This is a genomic window from Pseudomonas sp. RL_15y_Pfl2_60 (assembly GCF_963970595.1).
Taxonomy (GTDB): Bacteria; Pseudomonadota; Gammaproteobacteria; order Pseudomonadales; family Pseudomonadaceae; genus Aquipseudomonas.
Genome location: NZ_CAXAOE010000008.1, coordinates 148,281 through 172,421, shown reverse-complemented (window position 1 = coordinate 172,421; position 24,141 = coordinate 148,281). Strand labels below are relative to the sequence as shown.

The following is a 24,141-nucleotide window of genomic DNA, read 5'->3' as shown; positions in this document are numbered from 1 at the left end:
CCAACAGTAATAAAAGTCGTGTGTTGCGCGCCTGCCAGCAGACGCATGCAATGCCCGGCGGCCAAAATCAGCGCAGCCACGCAAGTGGGACTGTGACGATCGCCGGAAACAGGATCAGCAGCAGTACGATTGCCAGGTAAATCAGGAAGAACGGCATCACACCACGCACCAGAATCTCCATGCGCAACTTGCCAATGCCGCCAACCACGTTGAGTACAGTGCCCACCGGCGGGGTAATCAGGCCGATGGAGCCAATTAATACGAACATCACCCCAAAATACACGGGATCAACCCCGGCCTTGGCAGCAATTGGCGCCAGCACCGGTGCCAGAATCAAAATGGTCGGCGTGAGGTCAAGCACCATGCCGACGGCAATCATCAGCACCATGATTGCGGCGACCAGCACACGCGGATGATCAGCCAATGGGCCAAGCATCGCTGTAAGCTCGGCTGGCAACTGGGCCAACGTCACCATGTAGGCAGACACAGTTGCAGCGGCACAGAGGAACATCACTGAAGCCGTTGTGCGGCTGGCGCGGGTCATGGCTTCGATCAGGGTCTTCCAGTCCAGCTCGCGATAAAGCAGGGTCGAAACCGCCAAGGCATAGGTCGCCGCAACGACAGCCGCCTCGGTGGGAGTAAAGATACCGAAGCGCAGGCCACCAACGATAATCACCGGCAGCATCAATGCCGATGCGCCATCAACCAACGCCGCACGGCGGACTTCCTTGCTGGCTTTGGGTGGCGATGGCTCGGTAAAACCTCGGGCGATAAGGGTCCAGGCGAAAATCAAACCCGCGCCCATGATCAAGCCAGGCACCAAGCCCGCCATAAACAGCTGGCTGATCGAGGTATTGGTGACCACGCCGTAGATCACGAATGGCATTGAAGGCGGGATAATCGGCGCAATGATGCCGCCGGCCGCCACCAGGCCAGCCGAGGAATGCAGCGGATAAGCACGCTGGCGCATCATCGGTAATAACAAAGTAGCCAGTGCGGCAGTATCGGCCAGCGCCGAGCCGGACATACTGGCCAACAGCACGGCCGCGGCAATGGCCACAAACCCCAGGCCGCCACGCTTGTGGCCGACAAAGGCCTGGGCCATGGTGATAATCCGCCGCGAAATGCCACCGGCATTCATCAACTCGCCAGCGAGAATGAAGAACGGAACAGCCAGCAGCGGAAAACTGTCAGCCCCTGCCAGCAGGTTTTGCGCCAGCAATTGAACATCCCAGAAGTCCAGGTACCACATCAGCACCGCGCCAGTGAGCATCAGCGCAAAAGCGATTGGCATGCCAAATGCCATGAAACCAAGCAGTGAAGAAAGGAAAACGGCAACCGTCATGTGCGTGTCCTCGGTGGGCGTTGCCCGTTGTTCTTATGGGTGGATATGGCGATTAATCAATGGTGACATTGGCTGTTGCATTGGCCAGCGACTGGTCTCTACGCCAGACATTGACCAGTTGCACCATTGCCAACAGCACCAGCACAGCCATGCTAGCCAGCACCGGCAGCATGGCGATCGCCAGCGGATAGCCCACCACCGGGCTGGTATTGCTCCAGCCATATTGCATCTGCTCCCAAGCGCCCTTGACTGAAAGCGCACTGGCAGCCGCAACCAGCAGCCAACTCAGTGAATCGATGCCTTTGCGCATCAGGTGTGGGAAGCGATCACGAATCAGGGTAAAGCTCATCAGCTCGCCCCGGCGCATGCTTGACGCCACGCCGACGAACACCAGCCAGACAAAGGCCAACCGGGACAACTCCTCGGCGCCGCCCCAACCGGTGCCAAATACGTAACGCAGCACCACGTTGCTAAACACCACGATGACCATAAACGCCATCAGCGCCGCCATCATCATGTCGGTGATCTTGTCGAACATCAGCGCAACGCCGCCGGTATAGATAGGCTCGCCAGTCAGCCGGGCGCCCTCGTGCTCTGCTTTTGCCTCCTGAGCTGGCGCGACGCTGTTAGCGCTATCAAATTCAGCACTATGATCAACCGCCTCAGCCAGCAAGGCTTGCTCACTGTTCTGAGCCCAGTTAACAATGGCTGTCACCACGACTTCACGGCTTTGACTAGCATCAACCGTCAATACTCCGGCTTCACTTGCTGGGGATTCAAGGGTGGCGAACTGGCTGTCGACCAGCGAGGTCGGCATAAAGTGCCCAGGACGAGCGCCCACGCGCTCAAGCGCAGTGGCGTGGTCGATTTCCAGGTGAGCAAAGTGCAGGTCGCTGATTGCCGCGCGTAGCTGCTCGCGGTAGCTGTTTTTCAGTGCTGAGCAGGCCAAGACAAAGCCATTGCCGGATGCTTGAACAACCTGCATTTCAGCGATCAAGGCATCGAGCCACACTTTGCGATTCTCATCACTCAGTGGAATACCGGCGCTCATGCTCTGAACATTTTCCTCGGGGTGGAACAGATCGGCTTCGATATGTTGCAGGCCGAGCTCAGTGGCGACCGCACGGCTGATATCACTTTTGCCTGAACCGCTAACACCCATGACCACGAGTGCACGAATTGCTGGCTCAGCGCCTTGGGCAGGAAGGCTGGTTTTCATTCTTGTCTCCGGCACGCTGTCGATGCAGCGCTATTTTGTTTGGGCAGATGTTAGCGCTACCAAATTTATCAGGCAAGTAAAAATATTCATCCTGGCTCGATGGGCTTATGGAGAAAAACCAACAGAACATGGCTGATAAAGGCGCGCCAAACGCTTGAAACCCACCAGCAACAACTTACCAAATAAGATCAGATATATAGACTAACTAATTGTTTTTAATAGATATAAACAAGTTAATGTAAATTCTAGAATAGGCTCAGGCTGTCAACACGGCACTTGCCTGCATACCCAAGCGCCGCTGGATCCTGCCCTACGCCTTTAGTCTATAAACCCAGCTCGGCAATGGTCTGCTCGCGCATGCGGAACTTCTGAATCTTGCCGGTTACCGTCATCGGAAACTCATCCACGAAGCGGTAGTAACGCGGCACTTTGAAATGGGCAATATTGGCTTTGCAGTACTCACGCAACTGGTTTTCATCGCAACCACTGCCCTGATGCAGCTTGACCCAGACCGCAATTTCTTCGCCGTATTTGCTGTCGGGCACACCAATGACCTGCACATCGGCAACGGCGGCATGGGTAAACAGAAACTCCTCGATCTCCCGCGGATAAATATTCTCGCCGCCACGAATGATCATATCCTTGCTGCGCCCGACGATACGCACATACCCCTGCTCGTCCATCACCGCCAGGTCACCGGTGTGCATCCAGCCTTCGGCGTCGATGGCCTCGGCGCTGGCCTGCGGATTATTCCAGTAGCCAAGCATCACGCTGTAGCCCCGGGTACAGAGCTCGCCAGTCTGCCCGCGCAGGACAATACCGCCCTGCTCGTCAATGATTTTGCTCTCAAGCTGTGGCTGCGTACGGCCCACGCTGGTAACCCGCACCTCAAGCCCATCATCCGCAGCGGTCTGCAGCGATACCGGGCTGGTTTCGGTCATGCCGTAGGCAATCTGCACCTCGTTCATGTGCAGCTCCTTGATCACCCGGCGCATCACCTCGATCGGACAGGTTGCCCCAGCCATGATTCCAGTGCGCAGCGAGCTCAGGTCAAAGCCCTTGAGGCGCGGATGATCCAGCTCGGCGATAAACATGGTTGGCACGCCGTACAAGGCCGTGGCGCGCTCTTGGGCCACCGCTTGCAGGGTTGCCTCAGGCTCGAAGCCCGCGCTGGGATAAATCATGGTCGCGCCATGCGTCATGCAACCAAGGTTACCCATGACCATGCCAAAACAGTGATAGAGCGGCACCGGGATCACCATGCGGTCACGCTCGCTCAAGCCCAGGCTTTCACCGACCATATAGCCATTGTTGAGGATGTTGTAATGGCTCAAGGTCGCACCTTTAGGCGCGCCTGTGGTGCCCGAGGTGTACTGGATATTGATGGCCTGATCACAGCTCAATGCAGCTTGGCGTGCGGCCAACTGCTCAGCGCTCACTGTTTCGGCAAGCTCGGCCAGCTCTCGCCAGCGCAGAAAGCCGGCTGGCGCCTGATCCGCCAGGCTGATCACCCCGCACAATTCTGGAAGACGGCTACTTGTCAGTTGGCCCGGACGGCTGGATGCCAACTCCGGCAGCAACTCGGTCAGCATGGCGTGGTAATCGGATGTCTTGAACGCATCGGCGCAGACCAGCCATTTACAACCCGATTGCTTGAGTGCGTATTCCAGCTCACTACGGCGATAAGCTGGATTGATATTGACCAGTACAGCGCCGACCTTGGCACTGGCGAACTGGCTGATGCACCACTGTGCGCAATTGGGCGCCCAGATACCCAGCCTGTCCCCAGCTTTAATGCCAAGCGCCATAAAGGCCTGCGCTGCCCGGTTAACCTCCGCCGCCAACTGCCTCCAGCTGTAACGCAGCTGCTGATGCACCACAATCAAGGCATCGCGCTCGGCAAAACGTGCAGTGGTGTTATCAAAAGCATCGCCAATGGTCATAGCCAGCAATGCTTTATCTCGGGGTCCCTGGGTATAACTAGGCGCTGTCATTGGATACCTTTTTTATGATTATTCAGGTAATTGGCAAGGCGCTGCCGCAGTTAGCAGCCAGAACGTTTGTAGGCAAACACGCGGTATCAAAAACCGCGTGCAATAACCATTCGCTGAATATCGCTGGTGCCTTCATAGATCTGGCAAACCCGCACATCGCGGTAGATACGCTCTACCGGGAAGTCTTTCAGGTAGCCGTAGCCACCAAGGGTCTGAATCGCCGCTGAACAGACCCGCTCTGCCATTTCCGAGGCAAACAGCTTGGCCATCGAGGCTTCGGTCAGGCATGGCAAGCCTGCTTGGCGCAAGGTGGCTGCATGCAAGACCATTTGCCGGGCAACGGCGATCTCGGTGGCCATATCCGCCAAGCGAAACGCGACCGCCTGATGCTCGATAATGGACTTGCCGAAGGTTTCCCGTTCATGGGCGTAATCGCGCGCGGCCTCGAATGCCGCACGGGCCATGCCGACCGCCTGGGAGGCGATACCAATGCGCCCGCCTTCGAGGTTGCTCAGGGCGATTTTGTAGCCTTCGCCCTCCTCACCCAAGCGCAAGCTGGCCGGGATGCGCATGTCATCGAATTGCAGCTGGCAGGTGTCCGAGGCGTGCTGGCCCAGCTTTTCTTCAATCCGGGTGACGCTAAACCCGGGCGTGTCGGTGGGCACGATAAACGCGGAAATACCGCGTTTGCCAAGGCTCGCATCGGTCACGGCAAACACAATCACCACGCCAGCATGGCTGCCGGAGGTGATAAATTGCTTGCTGCCATTGAGCACGTAATAGTCACCATCACGCTGCGCCTTGGTACGCAGAAAACTGGCATCGGAGCCTGCTTGCGGTTCCGTCAGGGCAAATGCGCCAATCATCGTGCCTTGCGCCAATGGCTGCAGGTAATCGCGCTTTTGTTGCTCGTTGCCGAATTTCAGAATCGGCATGCAACCCACTGAGTTGTGCACACTCATGATGGTCGAGCAGGCGCCATCCCCGGCGGCAATTTCTTCAAGCGCCATGGCATAGGCAACCTGGCCAGTATCGGCGCCACCCCACTGTTCCGGCACCAGCATGCCGAGAAATCCCAGCTCAGCCATTTCACGCAAGGCTTCGGCTGGAAAGCGATGCTCACGGTCCCAGTCCGCAGCAAAGGGTTTGAGCCGTTCTTGAGCAAACTGGTGGGCAACGTCGCGGATCTGCAACTCTTCATCTGAGGGAATCATTAATTGGCTCCTTTGCCCAGCAGCTCAATAGCGACCGCAGTCGCCTCGCCGCCACCTATGCACACCGAGGCTACGCCGCGTGTCAGCCCCCGCTGTTGCAGGGCATGGAGCAAGGTCACTATTACCCGTGCACCGGATGCACCGATGGGATGGCCCAAGGCGCAAGCGCCGCCATGTACGTTGACCTTGTCATGGGTAATTGCCAGGTCGCGCATGGCCGCCATTGGCACCACGGCGAAGGCTTCATTGATCTCGAACAGGTCAACCTGATCCAACGTCCAGCCGGTGCGCGTCATCAAGGCCTTGATAGCCCCAACCGGCGCCGTGGCAAACAATCCCGGTGCCTGGGCATGGGAACTGTGCCCGACAAGGGTTGCCAGCGGCTTCAGCCCGCGCTTTTTAGCCTCAGAACGACGCATCAGCACCAAGGCTGCCGCGCCATCTGAAATGGAACTGGCGTTAGCTGCCGTTACCGTGCCGCCGTCTCGAAAGGCAGGCTTTAAGCCCGGGATTTTGTCCAACTTGGCCTTTGGTGGCTGTTCATCGCAGGTCACGCTGAGCGTTTCGCGCTTGGTTTTGACTTCAACCGCGGCAATCTCCGCCTCGAAATGGCCCTGCTCCATCGCCGCTTGCGCACGCTTTAGCGAATTGATTGCATACTCATCTTGCTGCTCACGGCTGAAACCATAGCTTTGTGCGCAATCTTCGGCGAACGTGCCCATTAGACGGCCTTTTTCATAGGCATCTTCCAGGCCGTCAAGGAACATATGATCAAGCACCCGACCGTGGCCCATGCGGTAGCCAGCACGGGCTTTGTCCAGTAGATACGGCGCGTTGGACATGCTTTCCATGCCGCCAGCCACCAGCACCTCGGCGCTACCAGCCAACAATGAATCATGGGCCAGCATCACCGACTTCATGCCCGAACCGCACATCTTGTTCAGCGTCGAGCAGACAGTGCCTTGATCCAGGCCGGCGCCCAGTGCCGCCTGGCGTGCCGGGGCCTGCCCCTGACCGGCCTGCAGCACACACCCCATGATCACTTCATCAACACCGTCATTGGCCAAGCCGGCGCGCTTTACCGCCGCGCGAATGGCCGTAGCGCCGAGTTCGGCACAGCTCACACTGCTCAAGTCGCCCATAAAGCCGCCCATTGGCGTGCGTGCAGCACTGACAATGACGACTGGATCGCTATTGGTGTTCATCTACGGACTCCTGTTGTTTGGGCGACTATTTGGCCGCCATGCGCAAGGCGCCATCCAGGCGGATAACCTCGCCGTTGAGCATGCTGTTCTGGACAATGTGCAACACCAACGAGGCGTACTCATCGGGCTTGCCCAGGCGTGGCGGAAACGGCACGTTGGCCGCTAAGCCATCACGCACGTCCTGGGGCATTCCAGCCATCATCGGTGTTTCAAAAATGCCCGGGGCAATACACATGACGCGGATACCTGAACGGGCCAGTTCACGGGCCAGTGGCAAGGTCAGACCGACCACCGCGCTCTTTGAGGCCGCATAGGCGGCCTGGCCAATTTGCCCATCAAATGCAGCGACCGAGGCCGTGTTGATCATCACCCCGCGTTCGCCATCGGCCTGCGGTTCATTGCGCGCAATTGCCTCTGCCGCCAGACGCAGCATGTTGAAGGTGCCGATCAGGTTGATATCAACCACCTTGCGAAAGCTCTCCAGCCCATGCACACCATTGCGGCCCAGCAACTTTTCCGCTGGCGCGATACCCGCGCAGTTGACCAAGCCATGCAGGCCACCAAAGTGCTCAATGGCCTGGTCAATGGCCGTTTGTGCGGCGTCTTCCTGGGTAATGTCGACCGCAACGAACAAGGCGCGCTCGCCCAACTCGGTCGCACGGGCCTGGCCCGCTTCGGCATTGATATCCGCCAGCACCACCTTGGCACCCGCCTCCACCAGCTTGCGCGCTGTCGCCAAGCCCAACCCGGAACTGCCGCCGGTGATTAAAAAAACGCGTTGTTCAAGCTGCATTTTAGTAAGTCCTAATCAGTCGCCGCACACTCAGGCCGTCGCACCAAGCAAACTCTGCTTGGCGATCTCCTGGTTGCGTAATAAAAAGCGTTGGATCTTGCCGCTTGGGGTCTTTGGCAGCTCATCGACAAACTCGATTTCACGCGGATAAGCATGTGCCGACAAACGTTTGCGCACGTACTGCTGCAACTCTTCGGCAAGGGTTTGAGTGGCCGCAAACTGCGGCTGCAATACAACAAAGGCCTTTACCAGCTCAGTGCGTTCTGGATCGGGCTTTCCAATCACGGCGGCCTCAATAACGGCATCGTGCTCGATCAAGGCGCTCTCAACGTCAAACGGGCCGATGCGATAGCCTGAAGTCGTGATCACATCATCGGCGCGGCCGACAAAGCTGATGCTGCCGTCATCGTTGAGCTCAACCGTGTCACCGCTCAGGTAATAGCGATCGATGAACGACTTGGTCGACATGCCTTGGTAACCGGGAAACCAGAACAGCGGCGACTGGCTCATATCCACCGCCAGATTGCCGGGCTGGCCGACGCCAAGCTCTTTACAGGCGTCATCAACCACCACTACGCGATGACCTGGCACCGCATAGCCAGCCGCACCAATGCGTACCGGATGTTCATAAGCATGATGGTTACACAAGACCATGCCCAATTCGGTTTGGCCGTAGTGATCATGAATGGTGGTGCTCAAGCCCTCGGCAAACCAACGGATGACCTCAGGCGTCAGTGGCTCACCGGCGCTGCTCACGGCGCGCAACCGGCCTTTTAACAGCGGCTCGACCTGCTGTTTGGCGGCGAGCAATAAACGGTAAGCCGTCGGCGATCCAGCCAGATTGGTGATGCCGTACTTGCGGATAACCCTGCAGGTGCTTTCAACACTGAACGCACCTTCGTAAAAAGTCGTCGGATGGCCCAGCGCCAATGGCCCGGTGACTGCGTAGTACAGGCCATAGGCCCAACCGGGGTCCGCGACATTCCAGAATGCATCTTCCGGGCGCAAATCCACTGCATCGCGCATATAGCTGACAAACGCCAGAATCGCCTTCAACGGCACAGGCACTGGCTTGGCAGCGCCTGTTGTGCCCGAGGTGAACATCATCAAAAAGGGGTCTTCAGCGCTGCGCATGACTGGCTCGAACTGATCGTCATGGCGTTCAAGCTCAGCCCAGAAGCTAAAGTCACCCCGGGCAATACCTTGCCCCTTGGGACCGGATACGGTGACGCGCAGCGCGTCGTTGGCAACCTCATCAAGCTTTGATCGATTGCTGGCGTCGGTGACTATGATTTTAGAGCCTGCGGTATTGACCCGGTGCTCAATGGCCTTGGGACCAAAAGCAGTAAATAGCGGCTGGTAAACCGCTCCAGCACGCCAAGTTCCCAGAATAGTGATTAGCAGCTCAACCTTGCGTCCCAGCATGCCGGATACACAATCGCCGGGTTTAACACCCTGACTGCGCAAGAAATTGGCAAAGCGTGCAGACTGTTGCTTGAGTTCAGTGAAGGTATAGGTCGCACTGGAACCGTCGGTGCCTTCGCAAAACAAGGCCACCCGCCCGGGCAGCGCATGCCGGTCGCAACACTCGACACAGGCGTTGATCGCATCCACCGAGCCCGACAATGTGGTGCTCATGGCGTGGGCAAAATCGAACTCGCGGGCAGCAGCAAAGTAGTCACGCATCAGTCAACTCCGAGCTATTTTTTGTTTGAGGAGTGGTAACCGATAGTCGCGCCCGGAGGCGGTCCGGGCAATGTCTTAAGGGGTCAACCTGACTGAGCAGTTTTGACAGTGACGCCGCCTTGCGGGTGCATCATAGCTTGGTATTGACCAGGGGTTGAACCTGTCCATTTCTTGAAAGCCTTGTAGAACGCGCTGGCGTCAGCGAAGCCCAGCTCGAACGCCAGCTCATTGAAATTAACTTCACCCTGGTTCAGGCGATTAAGCGCCAGGTCGCGGCGCACATGATCCTTGAGACTTTGGTAGGACTGCCCTTCTTGCGACAGCTTGCGCCGCAGTGTTGAGGGCGCCATAAAGAAGTGCGCAGAGATGGCTTCGATGTCCGGCCAGCGTTCGGGCTTGATGCCACGCAGGTAAGCCTTGATGCGGGCGGCATGGCTTTGCGGGTCGCGGTACCTGACCAGAATGCCTTGCGGCGCGGCTTGCAAAAACTGCTTGAGCTCATCGGCGCTGCGCCTGACTGGCAGATCCAGCCATTGCGCATTGAACAACAGCCTTGAGTGCGGACGACCGAAACGCAGGTTGTCACTGAACATCACCCGGTAATCTTCTACGTACTCAGGCTGCGGGCGCTGCACATCAATCGCAATGATTGGGATACGCCGCCCCACCAGCCAACACGCCAGGCCATGGACCATCATCCATAAGGTGAAGTCCGCGAATGCCCGGTCCCGCGTGGCTTGGGAGCCGGGCGACTGCTCGATTGCAATCTCCGCCATGCCTCCAGTGCGCAGCAGGCGCGGGGAAAAATCCTCAAAAATCAGCCCCAGAAAGCGCAAGATGCCATGCAATGCGGACTCCAGGCTGGCTTCCTTGCTTGCGGTGCGCGCCATAAATGCAAAGCTGCCGACCTTCATGCGCCGCGCATTGAGGCCAAAGAACTCGTCATCCATTTGCCGCGCCAGGTCCAGCCATAGCTGCGCATATTGCTCGCATGTGACTCGGGCATAAGGCTTCGCCAGTAACGCCGGAGCAATACCCGCCTGCGCCAGCAAGGGACCAGTGTCCACACCCCTGTTCTGCAGCTCAAGAACCGCCTCGGTGACCAGTCTTATGGAAATGGTGCCCTTGTCTGACTGCATAGGTCCCTTGTTAGATCGTATTGGTCGCGCACATTTTCAGCGAACTTAGTATTTCGCACCTTGCGGCGAAAGTCGTACGCCAGATTACGACAAAATGTAGACCGGTTATTTATAGCGCAACAGCTTGACAGCCCTGCAAGGCATCTTTACGTTTACGTAAAGGTTAATACGAGCAACCGGCAATGCCTACCTATTCCATTTCCGAACTGGCCCGCGAGTTGGATATCACCACCCGCGCCATTCGCTTCTATGAAGAGCAATCAATGCTCAGCCCTGAACGCCGTGGTCAGGAACGCATCTACAGCGCTAAAGACAAAGTCACCCTCAAGCTGATCCTGCGCGGCAAGCGCATCGGCTTTTCGCTGGCTGAGTGCAAAGAACTGATCGAGCTTTACGATCCCGTCCAGGGCAATCGCAAGCAACTTGAAAGCTTTATGCAGAAGATCTCGGAACGGCGCAATCAGCTTCAACAGCAGCTATTGGACATTCAACAGATGCAGCTCGAACTGGATACGGCTGAAGAACGCTGCCTGAGCGCACTAGAAGATATTGATTAAAAACATATATTTACAATCACTAATTAAAGACAATAATTACAGGTGAAACCATGAGCTACCCATCATTGAACTTCGCGCTTGGCGAAACCATCGACATGCTGCGCGACCAGACCCGAGCCTTTGTCGCAGCTGAACTGGCCCCACGCGCGGCAGCTATCGACAGCGAAAACCTGTTCCCTGCCGATATGTGGAAGAAGTTCGGTGACATGGGTTTGCTTGGTGTAACCGTCAGCGAAGAATACGGCGGCGCAGGCCTTGGTTACCTGGCGCATGTCATCGCGATTGAAGAAATCAGCCGTGGCTCAGCCTCGGTTGGCCTGTCCTATGGCGCTCACTCCAACCTCTGTGTCAACCAGATCAACCGCAACGGCACGGCTGAACAAAAAGCCAAGTACCTGCCGAAACTCATCTCTGGTGAGCACGTCGGCGCACTGGCCATGAGTGAGCCCAATGCCGGTTCGGACGTGGTGTCAATGAAGCTTCGCGCCGACAAGCATGGCGATCATTACCTGCTCAACGGCAGCAAAACCTGGATCACCAATGGTCCTGACGCCAACACCTACGTGATCTACGCCAAAACCGACCTGGAAAAAGGCCCGCACGGCATCACCGCCTTTATTGTCGAGCGCGACTGGAAAGGCTTCAGCCGTGGCAGCAAGTTCGACAAACTCGGCATGCGTGGCTCGAACACCTGCGAGCTGTTCTTTGATGATGTTGAAGTGCCTGCCGAAAACATCCTTGGTGTTGAAAACGGCGGGGTCAAGGTGCTGATGAGCGGCCTCGACTACGAGCGCGTAGTGCTTGCAGGCGGCCCGATTGGCATCATGCAGGCTTGCATGGACGTGGTGGTGCCCTACATCCATGACCGCAAGCAATTCGGCCAGAGCATCGGTGAGTTCCAGCTGATTCAGGGCAAGGTGGCGGACATGTACACCCAGCTCAACGCCAGCCGCGCTTATCTTTACGCGGTTGCCCAGGCTTGCGATCGCGGCGAAACCACGCGCAAGGATGCCGCCGGAGTGATCCTCTACAGCGCCGAGCGCGCCACACAAATGGCCCTCGACGCCATTCAGATTCTTGGCGGTAACGGTTACATCAACGAGTTTCCGGTCGGACGCCTGCTGCGCGACGCCAAACTCTATGAAATTGGTGCTGGCACCAGCGAGATCCGGCGCATGTTGATTGGCCGCGAACTGTTTAACGAGACCAAGTAAGCCTTTGCTTTGGCTGGGCGTCAGTGACTCGTCGCCCCTTTTCACGGAGTTCGCCAGATGGCTGTACTACACACCCAGATCAACACCCGTTCAGCGGAGTTTGCCGCCAATAGTGACGCAATGCGCGAACAGGTTGATGCCCTGCACACCTTACTTGGGCAGATTTACCAAGGTGGCGGCAGCAAAGCCCAGGAACGCCACAGCGCCCGTGGCAAATTGCTGCCTCGCGAACGGATCAACCAACTGCTCGACCTCGGCTCGCCCTTTCTGGAGCTCAGCCAATTGGCCGCCCATGATGTCTACGGCGAGAACGTGCCTGCTGCCGGTGTAGTGGCGGGTATCGGCCGGGTCGAAGGCATCGAGTGCATGATTGTCGCCAATGATGCCACGGTAAAAGGCGGCAGCTATTACCCGCTGACGGTGAAAAAACACCTGCGCGCCCAAACCATCGCCCAGCAGAATCGCTTGCCCTGCATCTACCTGGTTGATTCCGGCGGCGCCAACCTGCCCCGTCAGGATGAAGTCTTCCCAGACCGCGAACACTTCGGGCGGATCTTCTTCAATCAGGCCAACATGAGCGCCATGGGCATTCCCCAGATTGCCGTGGTGATGGGTTCGTGCACCGCCGGGGGCGCCTATGTGCCAGCCATGGCTGACGAGGCGATCATGGTGCGCAATCAGGCCACGATCTTCCTCGCAGGTCCGCCGCTGGTCAAAGCGGCGACCGGTGAGGTCGTCAGCGCCGAAGACCTTGGCGGTGCTGATGTGCACTGCAAAACCTCCGGCGTTGCTGATCACTATGCCGAAGACGATGCCCACGCCCTCGCCTTGTGTCGGCGTAGCATTGCCAACCTCAACTGGCGCAAGCTCGGACAGATCAATATGCGCGAACCCATCCAGCCGCTGTACGACAGCCAAGAGTTGTATGGCGTGATTCCGGTTGATGCCAAGCAGCCTTTCGATGTGCGTGAAGTGATCTCACGCCTGGTCGATGGCTCGGTGTTCGATGAATACAAGGCACTGTTTGGCAGTACGCTGGTCTGCGGCTTTGCGCACATCAACGGCTATCCGGTCGCGATCCTCGCCAATAACGGGATCTTGTTTGCGGAGTCCGCACAAAAAGGCGCCAACTTTATCGAGCTGGCCTGCCAGCGCAAAATCCCCTTGGTATTCCTGCAGAACATCACCGGCTTTATGGTCGGGCAGAAATACGAAGCCGGTGGCATTGCCAAGCATGGCGCCAAGCTGGTTAATGCCGTTGCCTGCGCCAAGGTGCCCAAGTTCACCGTCATTATCGGCGGCAGCTTCGGTGCGGGTAACTACGGCATGTGTGGCCGGGCCTATGATCCGCGTTTTCTGTGGATGTGGCCCAACGCCCGCATCGGCGTGATGGGCGCCGAACAGGCTGCTGGGGTATTGGTGCAGGTCAAGCGTGAACAAGCCCAGCGCGCAGGCGAAGCATTCAGCGCAGAGCAGGAACAACAGCTCAAACAGCCGATTCTTGACCAATACGAAGCCCAAGGTCATCCGTATTACTCCAGCGCACGACTGTGGGACGACGGCGTCATCGACCCTGCGCAAACCCGTGAAGTGCTTAGCCTGGCCCTTTCCGCCAGCCTCAACGCAGCCGTTGAGCCAAGCACATTTGGCGTATTTCGCATGTGACTGCGCCCCGCTCGCGCAAACGCCCTGCCCCTGAATATCAAAAGAGTTAATGGCATGACTGACTTCACCACCATCGAACTGACAAAAGCCGCCAATGGCGCTGCCACGCTCTGGCTTAATCGGCCGGAAAAGAACAATGCCTTCAACGCGCAAATGATCCGCGAGCTGATTCTGGCCCTGGATGATATTCAGGCGGATAAATCCCTGCGCTTTGTCATCGTACGTGGCCGTGGCAAGCACTTCAGCGCAGGCGCTGATCTAGCCTGGATGCAAGCCAGCGCCCAACTCGACTACAACGCCAACCTGGGTGACGCCCGCGAACTTGCAGAACTGATGCACAACCTCTATCAGTTGAAAATCCCAACCCTGGCGGTGGTGCAAGGCGCGGCATTTGGCGGCGCCTTGGGCTTGATCAGCTGTTGTGACATGGCAATCGGTGCCGAGGATGCCGTACTCAGCCTTAGTGAAGTACGTATTGGCCTTGCGCCAGCAGTCATCAGCCCCTTTGTAGTGCAAGCCATCGGCGAGCGCGCAGCACGGCGCTTTGCCCTGACTGGGGAACGTTTCGGCGGTAAACAGGCGCAGCAACTGGGCCTGTTCGCCGAGTGCTACCCCGCCAGCGAACTGGACGCGCAAGTCGATGCCTGGAGCGCCAACTTGCTGCTCAACAGCCCGCAAGCCATGCGCGCCACCAAGGATCTGCTTAAAGAAGTCGGCAGCGGCGTATTAACCCCAGCCCTGCGCCGCTACACCGAGAACGCGATTGCACGCATCCGTGTCAGCGCCGAAGGCCAAGAAGGCCTCAATGCCTTTCTCGAAAAACGCACACCCGCCTGGCAGGAGCCTCAAGCATGAGCCAGAAGCAAAACAGCATCGATACAATCCTGGTCGCCAACCGTGGCGAAATTGCCTGCCGGGTGATGCAAACCGCCAGGCAACTGGGCTTACGAACCGTAGCCGTACACAGCGCCATTGACCGCGATGCGCGCCACGTACGCGAAGCGGATATAGCGGTGGATTTGGGTGGAGCCAAACCTGGCGACAGCTATCTGCGCATTGACGCGGTGATCGAGGCGGCCAAGGCCAGCGGAGCCCAAGCCATTCATCCAGGCTATGGCTTTCTTTCGGAAAACGCCGACTTTGCCCGCGCCATCGACAAGACTGGGTTGATATTCCTCGGCCCGCCCGCCTCGGCAATTGATGCCATGGGCAGTAAGTCCGCCGCTAAAGCGCTGATGGAACAAGCCGGGGTGCCGCTGGTGCCCGGTTACCACGGCGCCGCGCAGGATGTCGAAACCTTCCTCAACACCGCCGAGGTCATAGGCTACCCGGTGCTGCTCAAGGCCACGGCTGGTGGCGGCGGTAAAGGCATGAAGGTGGTTGAGCAAGCCTCGGAAATGGCTGAAGCGCTGGCATCGGCGCAACGTGAGGCGCAGTCATCCTTTGGTGACTCACGCATGCTGATCGAGAAATATGTACTCAAGCCGCGTCATGTCGAGATTCAGGTATTCGCCGATCAGCACGGCAATTGCCTGTATCTCAACGAGCGCGACTGCTCGATCCAGCGCCGCCACCAGAAAGTCGTCGAAGAGGCTCCCGCCCCCGGCCTGTCGCCCGCGCTACGCCAAGCCATGGGCGAAGCAGCGGTCAAAGCCGCGCAAGCAATTGGTTATGTAGGTGCGGGCACCGTTGAGTTCTTGCTCGATGCCCGGGGGGATTTCTTCTTTATGGAGATGAATACCCGGCTGCAGGTTGAGCACCCGGTTACTGAAGCTATCACCGGGCTTGACCTGGTGGCTTGGCAGATCCGTATAGCCCGTGGCGAACCCTTGCCAATTACCCAGGATCAAGTTCCGCTTAATGGCCATGCGATAGAAGTGCGCCTTTACGCCGAAGACCCTGCAAATGACTTTCTACCTTCTACCGGCAAGCTCGACATCTACCGTGAATCCAGCGCTGGTGAAGGGCGGCGCATTGATTCGGGTGTTGCCGAGGGTGATGAAGTCTCGCCGTTTTATGACCCGATGCTCGGCAAGCTGATCGCCTGGGGTGCCAATCGGGAAGAAGCCCGGCTTCGCTTGCTGGCCATGCTCAATGACACCCAGGTTGCTGGCGTTCGCACCAACCTGGCCTTCTTGAAGCGCGTACTCAGTCATCCGGCATTTGCCGCCGCCGAACTGGATACCGGGTTTATTCCGCGCTATCAGGATGTGCTCTTGCCAGCGCCGAGCGCGCTGCCCGATGAGTTCTGGCAAGTCGCCGCCGAGGGCTTTGTTCAAAGCCAAACGCCGCGTTTATCCGCCGAAGACCCACACTCACCCTGGGCCCAGCTCACGGGCTGGCGCGCAGGGCTGCCCGGCGAGGTGGATATACACCTGGTCTCTGGCGATGAACAACAGCAGGTACAGCTGCGCACTAGCGCGCCTTCGCAGCTGAAGTTGTGCGGCGAACAGATGCAGGTTGAGCGCAACGGGGTACGCACCTCGCACCTGCTTGTTCGCCGCGGTGACAGCCTGTTTATTGAATGGGACGGCGAACTGCACAAGGTCGACAAGCTGGACCCCATCGCAGCCGCCCAACATAGCCACGACCACCAAGGCGGCCTGACGGCGCCAATGAATGGCAGCATTGTGCGTATCCTGGCTGAACCGGGCGCCAGGGTTGAAGCAGGTGCCGCGCTGGTGGTGCTCGAAGCGATGAAGATGGAGCACAGCATTCGCGCCCCTCACGCAGGCACAGTCAATGCCTTGTTTTGCACCGAAAGTGAAATGGTCAGCGAAGGCACTGTGTTGGTAGAAATTGCTTTGGATAATGACGAAAGCGCAGTCATCCAATCTATCAATCGAGATTAATTTTTAATCATAAACAACTGATTAAATTGCCTTTAATGAACGTATTGGAGCTAGAGCATGACCCTGCCGCACTCTGTTCGACTGGTTGAAGTTGGCCCACGCGATGGCTTGCAGAATGAGAAGCAACCCATCAGCGTTGGCGACAAAGTCCGGCTGGTCGATGACCTGACGGATGCGGGCCTTGGCTACATTGAAGTCGGCAGTTTTGTCTCGGCCAAATGGGTGCCGCAAATGGCCGGCAGCGAACAGGTTTTCGCGCAAATCCAGCAACGCGCGGGCGTGACCTATGCGGCCCTGACACCAAACCTGCGTGGCTTGGAGGGCGCGTTAGCGGCTGGAGTCAAGGAAATCGCCGTATTCGCAGCGGCGTCTGAATCGTTCTCGCAGAAGAACATCAATTGCTCGATCAAAGACAGCCTCGAACGCTTTGAACCTGTGATGCAGGCCGCCAAACAGCACGGCATTCGCGTGCGCGGCTATGTATCCTGCGTGCTTGGCTGCCCCTATGAAGGCGAAATCGCCCCTGAACAAGTCGCCTGGGTCAGCAAGGCATTGTTTGATATGGGCTGCTATGAAATATCCCTGGGCGACACCATCGGCAAAGGCACCGCTGGCGCAACCCGCCATTTGCTCGATACTGTGGCGCGAGAAGTTCCGCGGGACAAACTGGCCGGCCACTTCCACGATACCTACGGCCAGGGCTTGAGCAACATCTATGCAAGCCTGCTCGAAGGCATCAGCGTATTTGACAGCTCGGTTGCAGGCCTGGGCGGTTGCCCCTACGCCAAGGGCGCCACTGGCAATATCGCTACTGAAGATGTGGTCTATCTGCTCAACGGACTGGGGATCGAAACCGGAATCGACCTGCACAAGCTGGCCGCAGCAGGCCAGCGCATCTGCACCCTGCTCGGCAAGACCAATGGCTCACGGGTGGCGAGCGCCTTGCTGGCCGCCGCAGACTAAATGAAACAGTTAGGGTTTGACGTATCCCATCCGCCAGCTGATGGCTTCTGCGGTTTGTTTCAGACGCTCAGCCGCCATGCCCGCCTCGTCGGCATCAAACACCCTGGCCGAGCCCACGACGGTAAGCACCGCAGCGACGCGCCCATAGGCATCGAACACCGGCGCCGACAGCGCATCAACGCCCGGCATCAGCAAGCCGTGTACCGCGTGCAACCCCTGATCGCGAACCAGCTTTAGATGCTGCTGGTATTGGCTCGCGTCAGCAAACGGATGATCGCGGTTAGTCTGCAGTTCGTCCTCACGCAACTGCGCCGTCTCGGCTTCAGGCAGGTAGGCGGCAAAGGTCAGGCCGGTCGCCGAACTCAACAACGGCAAGACCGAGCCGACCTTGGTCACCAGCGTTACCGCCCGGGTGGCCTGTTGCAACTGGACAACGGTTGCGCCTTTGTTGGCCCAGACAGCCAGGAAGCAGCTTTCATTCAGTGCGTCACGCAACTCAGCCAAAGGCACTGCAGCGACTTTGAGGACATCCATGCTGGCCAACGCCGCCAACCCCACCATCAAGGCTTCCCGGCCAAGGGCGTAATGATTGGTCACTTGATCTTGCTGGGCAAAACCGCTGGCAATCAGTGCCTGGAGGTAGCGATGCACCTTGCTTGCAGGCATCTGCACATGCTCCGCCAGATTCGACAAGGAGGTCGATGGGCTCAGCTCAGCCAGTGCTTTAAGGATGTCAGTGCCGACCTCGGCCGAACGAACTTTCTGTTTGCTCGAGACTTCACGACTCAGGGGCTTTTCCATTCAATGCTCGGTAGGTAACGATGATGGCTTTATGGCTTGACGCAAAATTATACACAAATTACGTTAATCAAAATCCGATTACGATTACAGCCGCGCGCTAATCCAGCAACCATAAAAGTATGGTTAAGCTACGCCAAGAAGCCCGACTTAGACCTTGTGCGTATAGCCTGGCCAGTTTGATTCAGTAACACTGAGCACTTGCTGTCAAACCTGCTGCAACAAAGAGCGCTATCTTGGTTGCAGCCATAACAACAACATAGGACCGACCATGCTTTCATCAATTACTGCCTTGAGCGTAAAGCTTGTCCAGCGTTACCTGCCCTCGCCTTTTGTCTTCGCTATCCTGCTCAGCCTGATCGTACTGATCACCAGCATGCTCAGCACCGGCCAGAGCTTGCCGCAGATGGCTCAGCATTGGGGCGGCGGTTTCTGGAACCTGCTGACCTTTGCCATGCAAATGGCTCTTATCCTGGTCACCGGCCATGCCCTGGCCAGCGCGCCACTGATCCACCGTTTGCTTGGCGCCCTGGCTCGCATAGCCAAATCGCCCGGTCAAGCCATCGTCCTGGTGACATTGGTCGCCTTGGCGGGCGCCTGGATCAACTGGGGTTTTGGCTTGGTCATTGGTGCGGTTTTCGCCCGTGCCCTGGCGCGTGAAGTCAAAGGCGTTGATTATCCATTGCTGGTCGCATCCGCTTATTCGGGCTTCCTGATCTGGCACGGCGGCCTGTCCGGCTCGATTCCGCTGTCGCTGGCCACCGGCGGCGCTGACCTGTCGCGCATGACCGGCGGTGTGGTGACCTCGGCAATCGGTGTGGGCGAAACTCTGTTCACGCCGATGAACCTGACCATTATTGCCCTGCTGGTTATCGGCCTGCCTCTGCTCAACCGAGCGATGCATCCAGCCCAGCCAAAAGTCGCAGACCCAAGCCTGCTGGTGGATGCCGAAAATCCAGCCCTACCACGGGAAACGCCAGCACAGCGCCTGGATGACAGCCGTATTCTCAACCTGATCATCGTTGCAGTCGCGGTTATCTACTTCGCCTATTACTTCATTAACAATGGTTTCGCCCTCAGCCTCAATATCGTTATCGGCCTGTTCCTGTTTGTTGGCCTGTTCCTGCATGGCTCGCCTGAGCGTTATATGCGCGCGGTGCAGGAAGGCATTGGCGGCATCAGTGGCATTGTTATCCAGTTTCCGTTCTATGCCGGGATCATGGGCATGATGGTTGGTGCAAACGCTGATGGCATCTCGCTCGGCAAACAAATGACCGACGCGTTCGTCACCTGGTCCAACGCCGACACCTTCCCGGTACTGGCCTTCCTCAGCGCGGGTTTGGTCAACGTCTTCGTACCATCCGGTGGTGGCCAGTGGGCGGTCCAAGGCCCAATCATGTTGCCTGCAGGCCAGGCACTTGGTGTTGCACCGGCGGTAACCGCGATGGCCATTGCCTGGGGCGATGCCTGGACCAACATGATTCAACCCTTCTGGGCCTTGCCGTTACTTGGTATCGCAGGACTGGGCGCTCGCGACATCATGGGCTATTGCCTGCTGATGCTGGTCTACTCGGGCATTGTTATTTCAGGTTGCTTGTACTTCTTCGGCTAAGTAACCCTGATTAGTCGCTTTAGACAACTGCAACAAAAGTCGGCGGATTGCTAGTAAATGTCGCTGCAGGTCAAGTCGCCGCAGCCCGGTTAACGTCTACTCATTGACCTGGCCGGGCACTCATCGAGGAGTTAATCAAATGAATAAAATCTACCCCAGCGCCCAAGAGGCTCTCGCCGGATTGGTTGAAGACGGCATGACCTTGGCGGTCGGCGGTTTTGGCTTGTGTGGGATTCCCGAGGCGCTGATTGCAGCCCTGCGCGAGACCGGCAAACGCAACCTGACGGTGATCAGCAACAACGCCGGGGTCGACGGTTTTGGCCTGGGGCTTTTGCTTGAAAGCCGACAAATCAGCAAGATGATTTCTTCCTACGTCGGCGAGAACAAAGAGTTCGAACGCCAATACCTGGCTGGCGAGCTTGAGCTCGAATTTACCCCGCAAGGCACCCTGGCTGAAAAGCTGCGGGCCGGCGGCGCGGGAATCCCCGCGTTCTACACCAAGACGGGCTACGGCACGCTGGTCGCCGAAGGCAAGGAAACCCGCGAGTTTGACGGCGAGTGGTACGTGATGGAGCGCTCACTGACCGCCGACATCGCTTTGGTCAAAGCCTGGAAAGCCGACAAGTCAGGGAACTTGGTATTTAACAAGACGGCGCGTAACTTCAACCCACTGGCCGCAGCCGCAGGCAAGATTTGCATTGTCGAGGTAGAGGAAATCGTCGAAACCGGCGAGCTTGAGGCAGACCATATCCATCTGCCGGGTATCTACGTGCAACGTCTGGTGCTGAATAAATCTCCAGAGAAACGCATCGAACAACGCACACTGCGGAGCGCTTAATCATGGCCTGGACACGCGAACAAATGGCGCAACGCGCCGCACTGGAGCTCAACGACGGCTTCTACGTAAACCTCGGAATCGGCCTGCCAACCCTGGTTGCCAACTACATCCCGCAAGGCATGGATGTGTGGCTGCAAAGTGAAAACGGCCTGATGGGCATCGGCCCTTTCCCTACCGAAGCTGAAGTCGATCCGGACCTGATCAACGCGGGCAAACAAACCATCACCACCCTGCCCGGCAGCGCCTTTTTTGATAGCGCTGCAAGCTTTGCGATGATTCGCGGCGGTCACATCAACCTGTCGATTCTGGGCGCGATGCAGGTCTCGGAAAAAGGTGATCTGGCCAACTGGATGATTCCCGGCAAGATGGTCAAGGGCATGGGCGGCGCCATGGATCTGGTCGCAGGGGTCAAGCGTGTGGTGGTGCTGATGGAGCACACCGCCAAAGGCGGCGCCCACAAGATTCTACCCAACTGCGACTTGCCGCTGACAGGCGTCGGCGTGGTTGACCGTATCATTACCGACCTTGCGGTGCTTGATGTCACCGAACAAGGCATGCGCGTCGTTGAACTCGCCGATGGCGTCAGCTTTGAAGAGCTGCAAGCTGCGACCGGCTGCACCTTGTTGCGCGACTGAACAGCCTCGTCCTGATAGAAAAAAGCCCGGCATGCCGGGCTTTTTGTTGCGCTGCTTGAAAACCGGCTTAAGTAGACTCGCGGTTTTCGGGCATTAGATACCTTGCCTGCCCGGATCTTCCGGCGGGGTATCCTCTTCAATGTCTTCAAGCTTCAACTCAAGCCCCCAATCGGCGGAATCTGCAGCTGGGGCCGGTTTCGCCTGCGCAACCGGCGCGGCTACCGGGCTGGCAGCAGGCGCAGCCGGTGTTTCGCGATAGAGTTTTAGCTTGAGCCGGACGTTATTTGCAGAATCGGCGTTTTTAACCGCCTCTTCCTCGTCAATCGCACCTTGATTAACCAAATCGATCAAGGCTTGATCAAAGGTCTGCATACCCAGGTTTTTCGATTTCTCCATGATTTCCTTGATCTCGGAGAACTCGTTGCGCTTGATCAGATCCCGCACCGTCGGCGTGCCCAACAGCACCTCGACCGCAGCACGACGCTTGCCGTCCGTGGTCTTGACCAAGCGCTGGGACACAAACGCCTTGAGGTTGTTACCCAAGTCATTCAACAGCTGTGGGCGGCGGTCTTCCGGAAAGAAGTTAATAATCCGGTCGAGCGCCTGATTGGCATTGTTGGCGTGCAATGTGGAAATCGCCAAGTGCCCGGTGTCAGCGAATGCCAGCGCATGCTCCATGGTTTCGCGATCACGAATCTCGCCGATAAGGATCACATCTGGCGCCTGGCGCAGGGTGTTTTTCAGCGCCGCATGGAAGCTGCGCGTATCAACGCCGACTTCACGCTGGTTGATGATCGACTTCTTGTGTCGGTGTACGTATTCGACTGGGTCTTCAATGGTGATAATGTGCCCGCCGCTGTTGCGATTACGGTAATCAATCAAGGCCGCCAGTGAAGTCGATTTACCTGAGCCGGTACCGCCGACAAACAACACCAGGCCACGTTTCTCCATCACAGTGCTGAGCAATACTTCCGGCAGTTTCAGGTCTTCAAACTTGGGAATATCCAGCTTGATGTTCCGTGCCACGATCGAGACTTCATTGCGCTGCTTGAAGATATTGATCCGAAAGCGTCCCACGCCCGGTACAGACATCGCCAGGTTCATCTCCAGCTCACGCTCGAACTCTTCACGCTGGGCAACGTCCATGATGGCATCAGCCACGGCCGCAATGTCACCAGGTTTCAATGGCTCGGCACTCAAGGCCTTGAGCATGCCATTGAACTTGGCGCAAGGCGGAGCCCCCGTCGAAAGGTACAGATCGGAGCCGTCTTGGCTGGCAAGGGTTTTGAGTAGCGATTGAATGTCCATGTGCACGTCCGCAAGACAGGTTCTATAACAGTAGGCGAGTTTAGAGCGGATAAACCTAAGGTATCCCCGATGAGCCTACGCCCAGATTCACCGCTCTTTGTATGTCGCCGGGATAATTTTTGCGATTTGCTAAATACTGGCACAATGCGGCGCAAGAACTTGTGAGGAACCGCCCATGGCTAAAGCAATGGCGAAACATATTTTGGTGAAAACTGAAGCCGAAGCGGCTCAGTTGAAGAAGCGTCTGGCTGCGGGCGAAGCGTTCGACGTACTGGCGCGCAAGTATTCGACTTGCCCTTCTGGCAAGCGTGGCGGCGACTTGGGTGAAGTGCGCCCCGGACAAATGGTCCGCGCGATAGATCAAGTGATCTTCAAGAAGCCGCTGCGCGAAGTGCATGGCCCGATCAAAAGCCAGTTTGGTTATCACCTGGTCCAGGTGTTTTACCGCGATTGATCCTGACAAACGCCTGCAAATGCAGGCGTTTCGGTTTTAGCCTAATCAAAGCGTAGAGCGGTTGGATTACTTCTCCAGCTCTTGCAACGCCTCATCGAGCTCCTCATGAGCTTCGGCCAGCTTCTCTTTGCGCTTGTTGATTTTCTCAACGTCGCCTTTCTTCATGGCCTCTTCAAGATCAGCTTTGCGCTCGCTGACTTCATGCTTGGCATCAAGCACGTCTTGTTCACGACTTTTCTTAAGCGACTCATCGGTGCAATGCTCATTCACTTCACTGAGCGCCTTTTCCAGGCCCGCTTGCTGACTGGTATTGCCGTGGGATTTGGCAAACTCAATCTGCTCAAGAATGTGTTGTTTCTTGGCGGCGCAGCCCTTGAGGGTTTCAGGAGCACTTTCAGCGGCCATCACAGGCGCGGCCAACGCGCTGCACAGGGTTAACATCGCCAAAGGGGTAAAAAATTTCATAAAAGATCCATCTCGAATAACAAAAGACTCAATGCGCTGGTGCATTGTCGGCAGCTGTAATGCTAGCAGACCCCAGCCCCCCAGTGGGCCATCAGCTCGCAAGCTGAGGTGGTAGCAGTTTGTATATATCTCCAGATGTTGACCCAGATCAGTACATAAACAAACAACCCGCCATCAAGGCGGGC

21 protein-coding genes are annotated in these 24,141 nt (G+C 57.4%); 10 read left to right on the top strand and 11 right to left on the bottom strand.

Features of this window, described 5'->3' with window-relative positions; genetic code table 11:
- Positions 1-67: 67 nt before the first annotated feature.
- From AACY26_RS20905 to AACY26_RS20870, 8 genes are all read right to left on the bottom strand, one after another.
- Complete coding sequence (locus AACY26_RS20905; protein ID WP_339516892.1) at positions 68-1,345, bottom strand: TRAP transporter large permease; 1,278 nt, start codon at positions 1,343-1,345, stop codon at positions 68-70.
- 52 nt (positions 1,346-1,397) lie between these two features.
- Positions 1,398-2,564: a gluconokinase, GntK/IdnK-type gene (locus tag AACY26_RS20900; protein ID WP_339516890.1), complete on the bottom strand. Its 1,167-nt coding sequence runs from the start codon at positions 2,562-2,564 to the stop codon at positions 1,398-1,400.
- A 323-nt stretch (positions 2,565-2,887) separates the two neighbouring features.
- Complete coding sequence (locus AACY26_RS20895) at positions 2,888-4,558, bottom strand: AMP-binding protein (protein WP_339516888.1); 1,671 nt, start codon at positions 4,556-4,558, stop codon at positions 2,888-2,890.
- 86 nt (positions 4,559-4,644) lie between these two features.
- Positions 4,645-5,772 (bottom strand): acyl-CoA dehydrogenase family protein, encoded by a 1,128-nt coding sequence (locus AACY26_RS20890; RefSeq protein WP_339516886.1) that lies wholly within the window; start codon positions 5,770-5,772, stop codon positions 4,645-4,647.
- Positions 5,772-6,977 (bottom strand): acetyl-CoA C-acyltransferase, encoded by a 1,206-nt coding sequence (locus tag AACY26_RS20885; protein WP_339516884.1) that lies wholly within the window; start codon positions 6,975-6,977, stop codon positions 5,772-5,774. The genes AACY26_RS20890 and AACY26_RS20885 overlap by 1 nt, the downstream gene beginning before the upstream one ends.
- A 25-nt stretch (positions 6,978-7,002) precedes the next feature.
- The gene (locus tag AACY26_RS20880; protein ID WP_339516882.1) at positions 7,003-7,770 is read right to left on the bottom strand and encodes a 3-hydroxyacyl-CoA dehydrogenase; all 768 of its coding nucleotides are present in this window, start codon (positions 7,768-7,770) and stop codon (positions 7,003-7,005) included.
- Between the two features lie 30 nt (positions 7,771-7,800).
- Positions 7,801-9,456, bottom strand: a complete 1,656-nt coding sequence (locus AACY26_RS20875) for an acyl-CoA synthetase (protein ID WP_339516880.1) — start codon at positions 9,454-9,456, stop codon at positions 7,801-7,803.
- 83 nt (positions 9,457-9,539) lie between these two features.
- On the bottom strand, positions 9,540-10,595 hold the full coding sequence (locus AACY26_RS20870) for an AraC family transcriptional regulator (protein ID WP_339516878.1): 1,056 nt from the start codon (positions 10,593-10,595) through the stop codon (positions 9,540-9,542).
- A gap of 182 nt (positions 10,596-10,777) precedes the next feature.
- Between AACY26_RS20870 and AACY26_RS20865 the strand changes: the two genes are divergently transcribed.
- Genes AACY26_RS20865 through AACY26_RS20840 form a run of 6 tightly spaced genes read left to right on the top strand, consistent with a single transcriptional unit; the run spans position 10,778 to position 17,846 of the window.
- The gene (locus AACY26_RS20865) at positions 10,778-11,152 is read left to right on the top strand and encodes a MerR family transcriptional regulator (protein ID WP_339516876.1); all 375 of its coding nucleotides are present in this window, start codon (positions 10,778-10,780) and stop codon (positions 11,150-11,152) included.
- 50 nt (positions 11,153-11,202) lie between these two features.
- Positions 11,203-12,366, top strand: a complete 1,164-nt coding sequence (locus AACY26_RS20860; RefSeq protein WP_339516874.1) for an isovaleryl-CoA dehydrogenase — start codon at positions 11,203-11,205, stop codon at positions 12,364-12,366.
- A 57-nt stretch (positions 12,367-12,423) separates the two neighbouring features.
- On the top strand, positions 12,424-14,031 hold the full coding sequence (locus AACY26_RS20855) for a carboxyl transferase domain-containing protein (RefSeq protein WP_339516873.1): 1,608 nt from the start codon (positions 12,424-12,426) through the stop codon (positions 14,029-14,031).
- 54 nt (positions 14,032-14,085) lie between these two features.
- Positions 14,086-14,886, top strand: a complete 801-nt coding sequence (locus tag AACY26_RS20850; protein WP_339516871.1) for a gamma-carboxygeranoyl-CoA hydratase — start codon at positions 14,086-14,088, stop codon at positions 14,884-14,886.
- Complete coding sequence (locus tag AACY26_RS20845) at positions 14,883-16,883, top strand: acetyl/propionyl/methylcrotonyl-CoA carboxylase subunit alpha (RefSeq protein ID WP_339516870.1); 2,001 nt, start codon at positions 14,883-14,885, stop codon at positions 16,881-16,883. The genes AACY26_RS20850 and AACY26_RS20845 overlap by 4 nt, the downstream gene beginning before the upstream one ends.
- 57 nt (positions 16,884-16,940) lie before the next feature.
- A complete protein-coding gene (locus AACY26_RS20840; protein ID WP_339516869.1) occupies positions 16,941-17,846 on the top strand; it encodes a hydroxymethylglutaryl-CoA lyase in 906 nt (301 codons plus the stop codon).
- Between the two features lie 9 nt (positions 17,847-17,855).
- Here the strand turns inward: AACY26_RS20840 and AACY26_RS20835 are convergent, their stop codons facing one another.
- Positions 17,856-18,647 (bottom strand): IclR family transcriptional regulator, encoded by a 792-nt coding sequence (locus AACY26_RS20835; RefSeq protein ID WP_339516867.1) that lies wholly within the window; start codon positions 18,645-18,647, stop codon positions 17,856-17,858.
- Positions 18,648-18,915: 268 nt separating this feature from the next.
- Between AACY26_RS20835 and AACY26_RS20830 the strand changes: the two genes are divergently transcribed.
- From AACY26_RS20830 to AACY26_RS20820, 3 genes are all read left to right on the top strand, one after another.
- Complete coding sequence (locus AACY26_RS20830; protein WP_339516865.1) at positions 18,916-20,256, top strand: short-chain fatty acid transporter; 1,341 nt, start codon at positions 18,916-18,918, stop codon at positions 20,254-20,256.
- Between the two features lie 139 nt (positions 20,257-20,395).
- The gene (locus AACY26_RS20825; protein ID WP_339516863.1) at positions 20,396-21,094 is read left to right on the top strand and encodes a CoA transferase subunit A; all 699 of its coding nucleotides are present in this window, start codon (positions 20,396-20,398) and stop codon (positions 21,092-21,094) included.
- A gap of 2 nt (positions 21,095-21,096) precedes the next feature.
- Positions 21,097-21,729: a CoA transferase subunit B gene (locus AACY26_RS20820; protein ID WP_339516862.1), complete on the top strand. Its 633-nt coding sequence runs from the start codon at positions 21,097-21,099 to the stop codon at positions 21,727-21,729.
- 93 nt (positions 21,730-21,822) lie between these two features.
- Here AACY26_RS20820 and AACY26_RS20815 read toward each other — a convergent pair whose 3' ends face one another.
- The gene (locus tag AACY26_RS20815) at positions 21,823-23,037 is read right to left on the bottom strand and encodes a PilT/PilU family type 4a pilus ATPase (RefSeq protein ID WP_339516861.1); all 1,215 of its coding nucleotides are present in this window, start codon (positions 23,035-23,037) and stop codon (positions 21,823-21,825) included.
- Positions 23,038-23,212: 175 nt separating this feature from the next.
- Here AACY26_RS20815 and AACY26_RS20810 point away from each other — a divergent pair, with 175 nt between their 5' ends.
- Positions 23,213-23,491: a peptidylprolyl isomerase gene (locus tag AACY26_RS20810; RefSeq protein WP_087517008.1), complete on the top strand. Its 279-nt coding sequence runs from the start codon at positions 23,213-23,215 to the stop codon at positions 23,489-23,491.
- A 66-nt stretch (positions 23,492-23,557) separates the two neighbouring features.
- Here AACY26_RS20810 and AACY26_RS20805 read toward each other — a convergent pair whose 3' ends face one another.
- On the bottom strand, positions 23,558-23,956 hold the full coding sequence (locus tag AACY26_RS20805; RefSeq protein WP_339516859.1) for a DUF1090 domain-containing protein: 399 nt from the start codon (positions 23,954-23,956) through the stop codon (positions 23,558-23,560).
- Between the last annotated feature and the right edge of the window lie 185 nt (positions 23,957-24,141).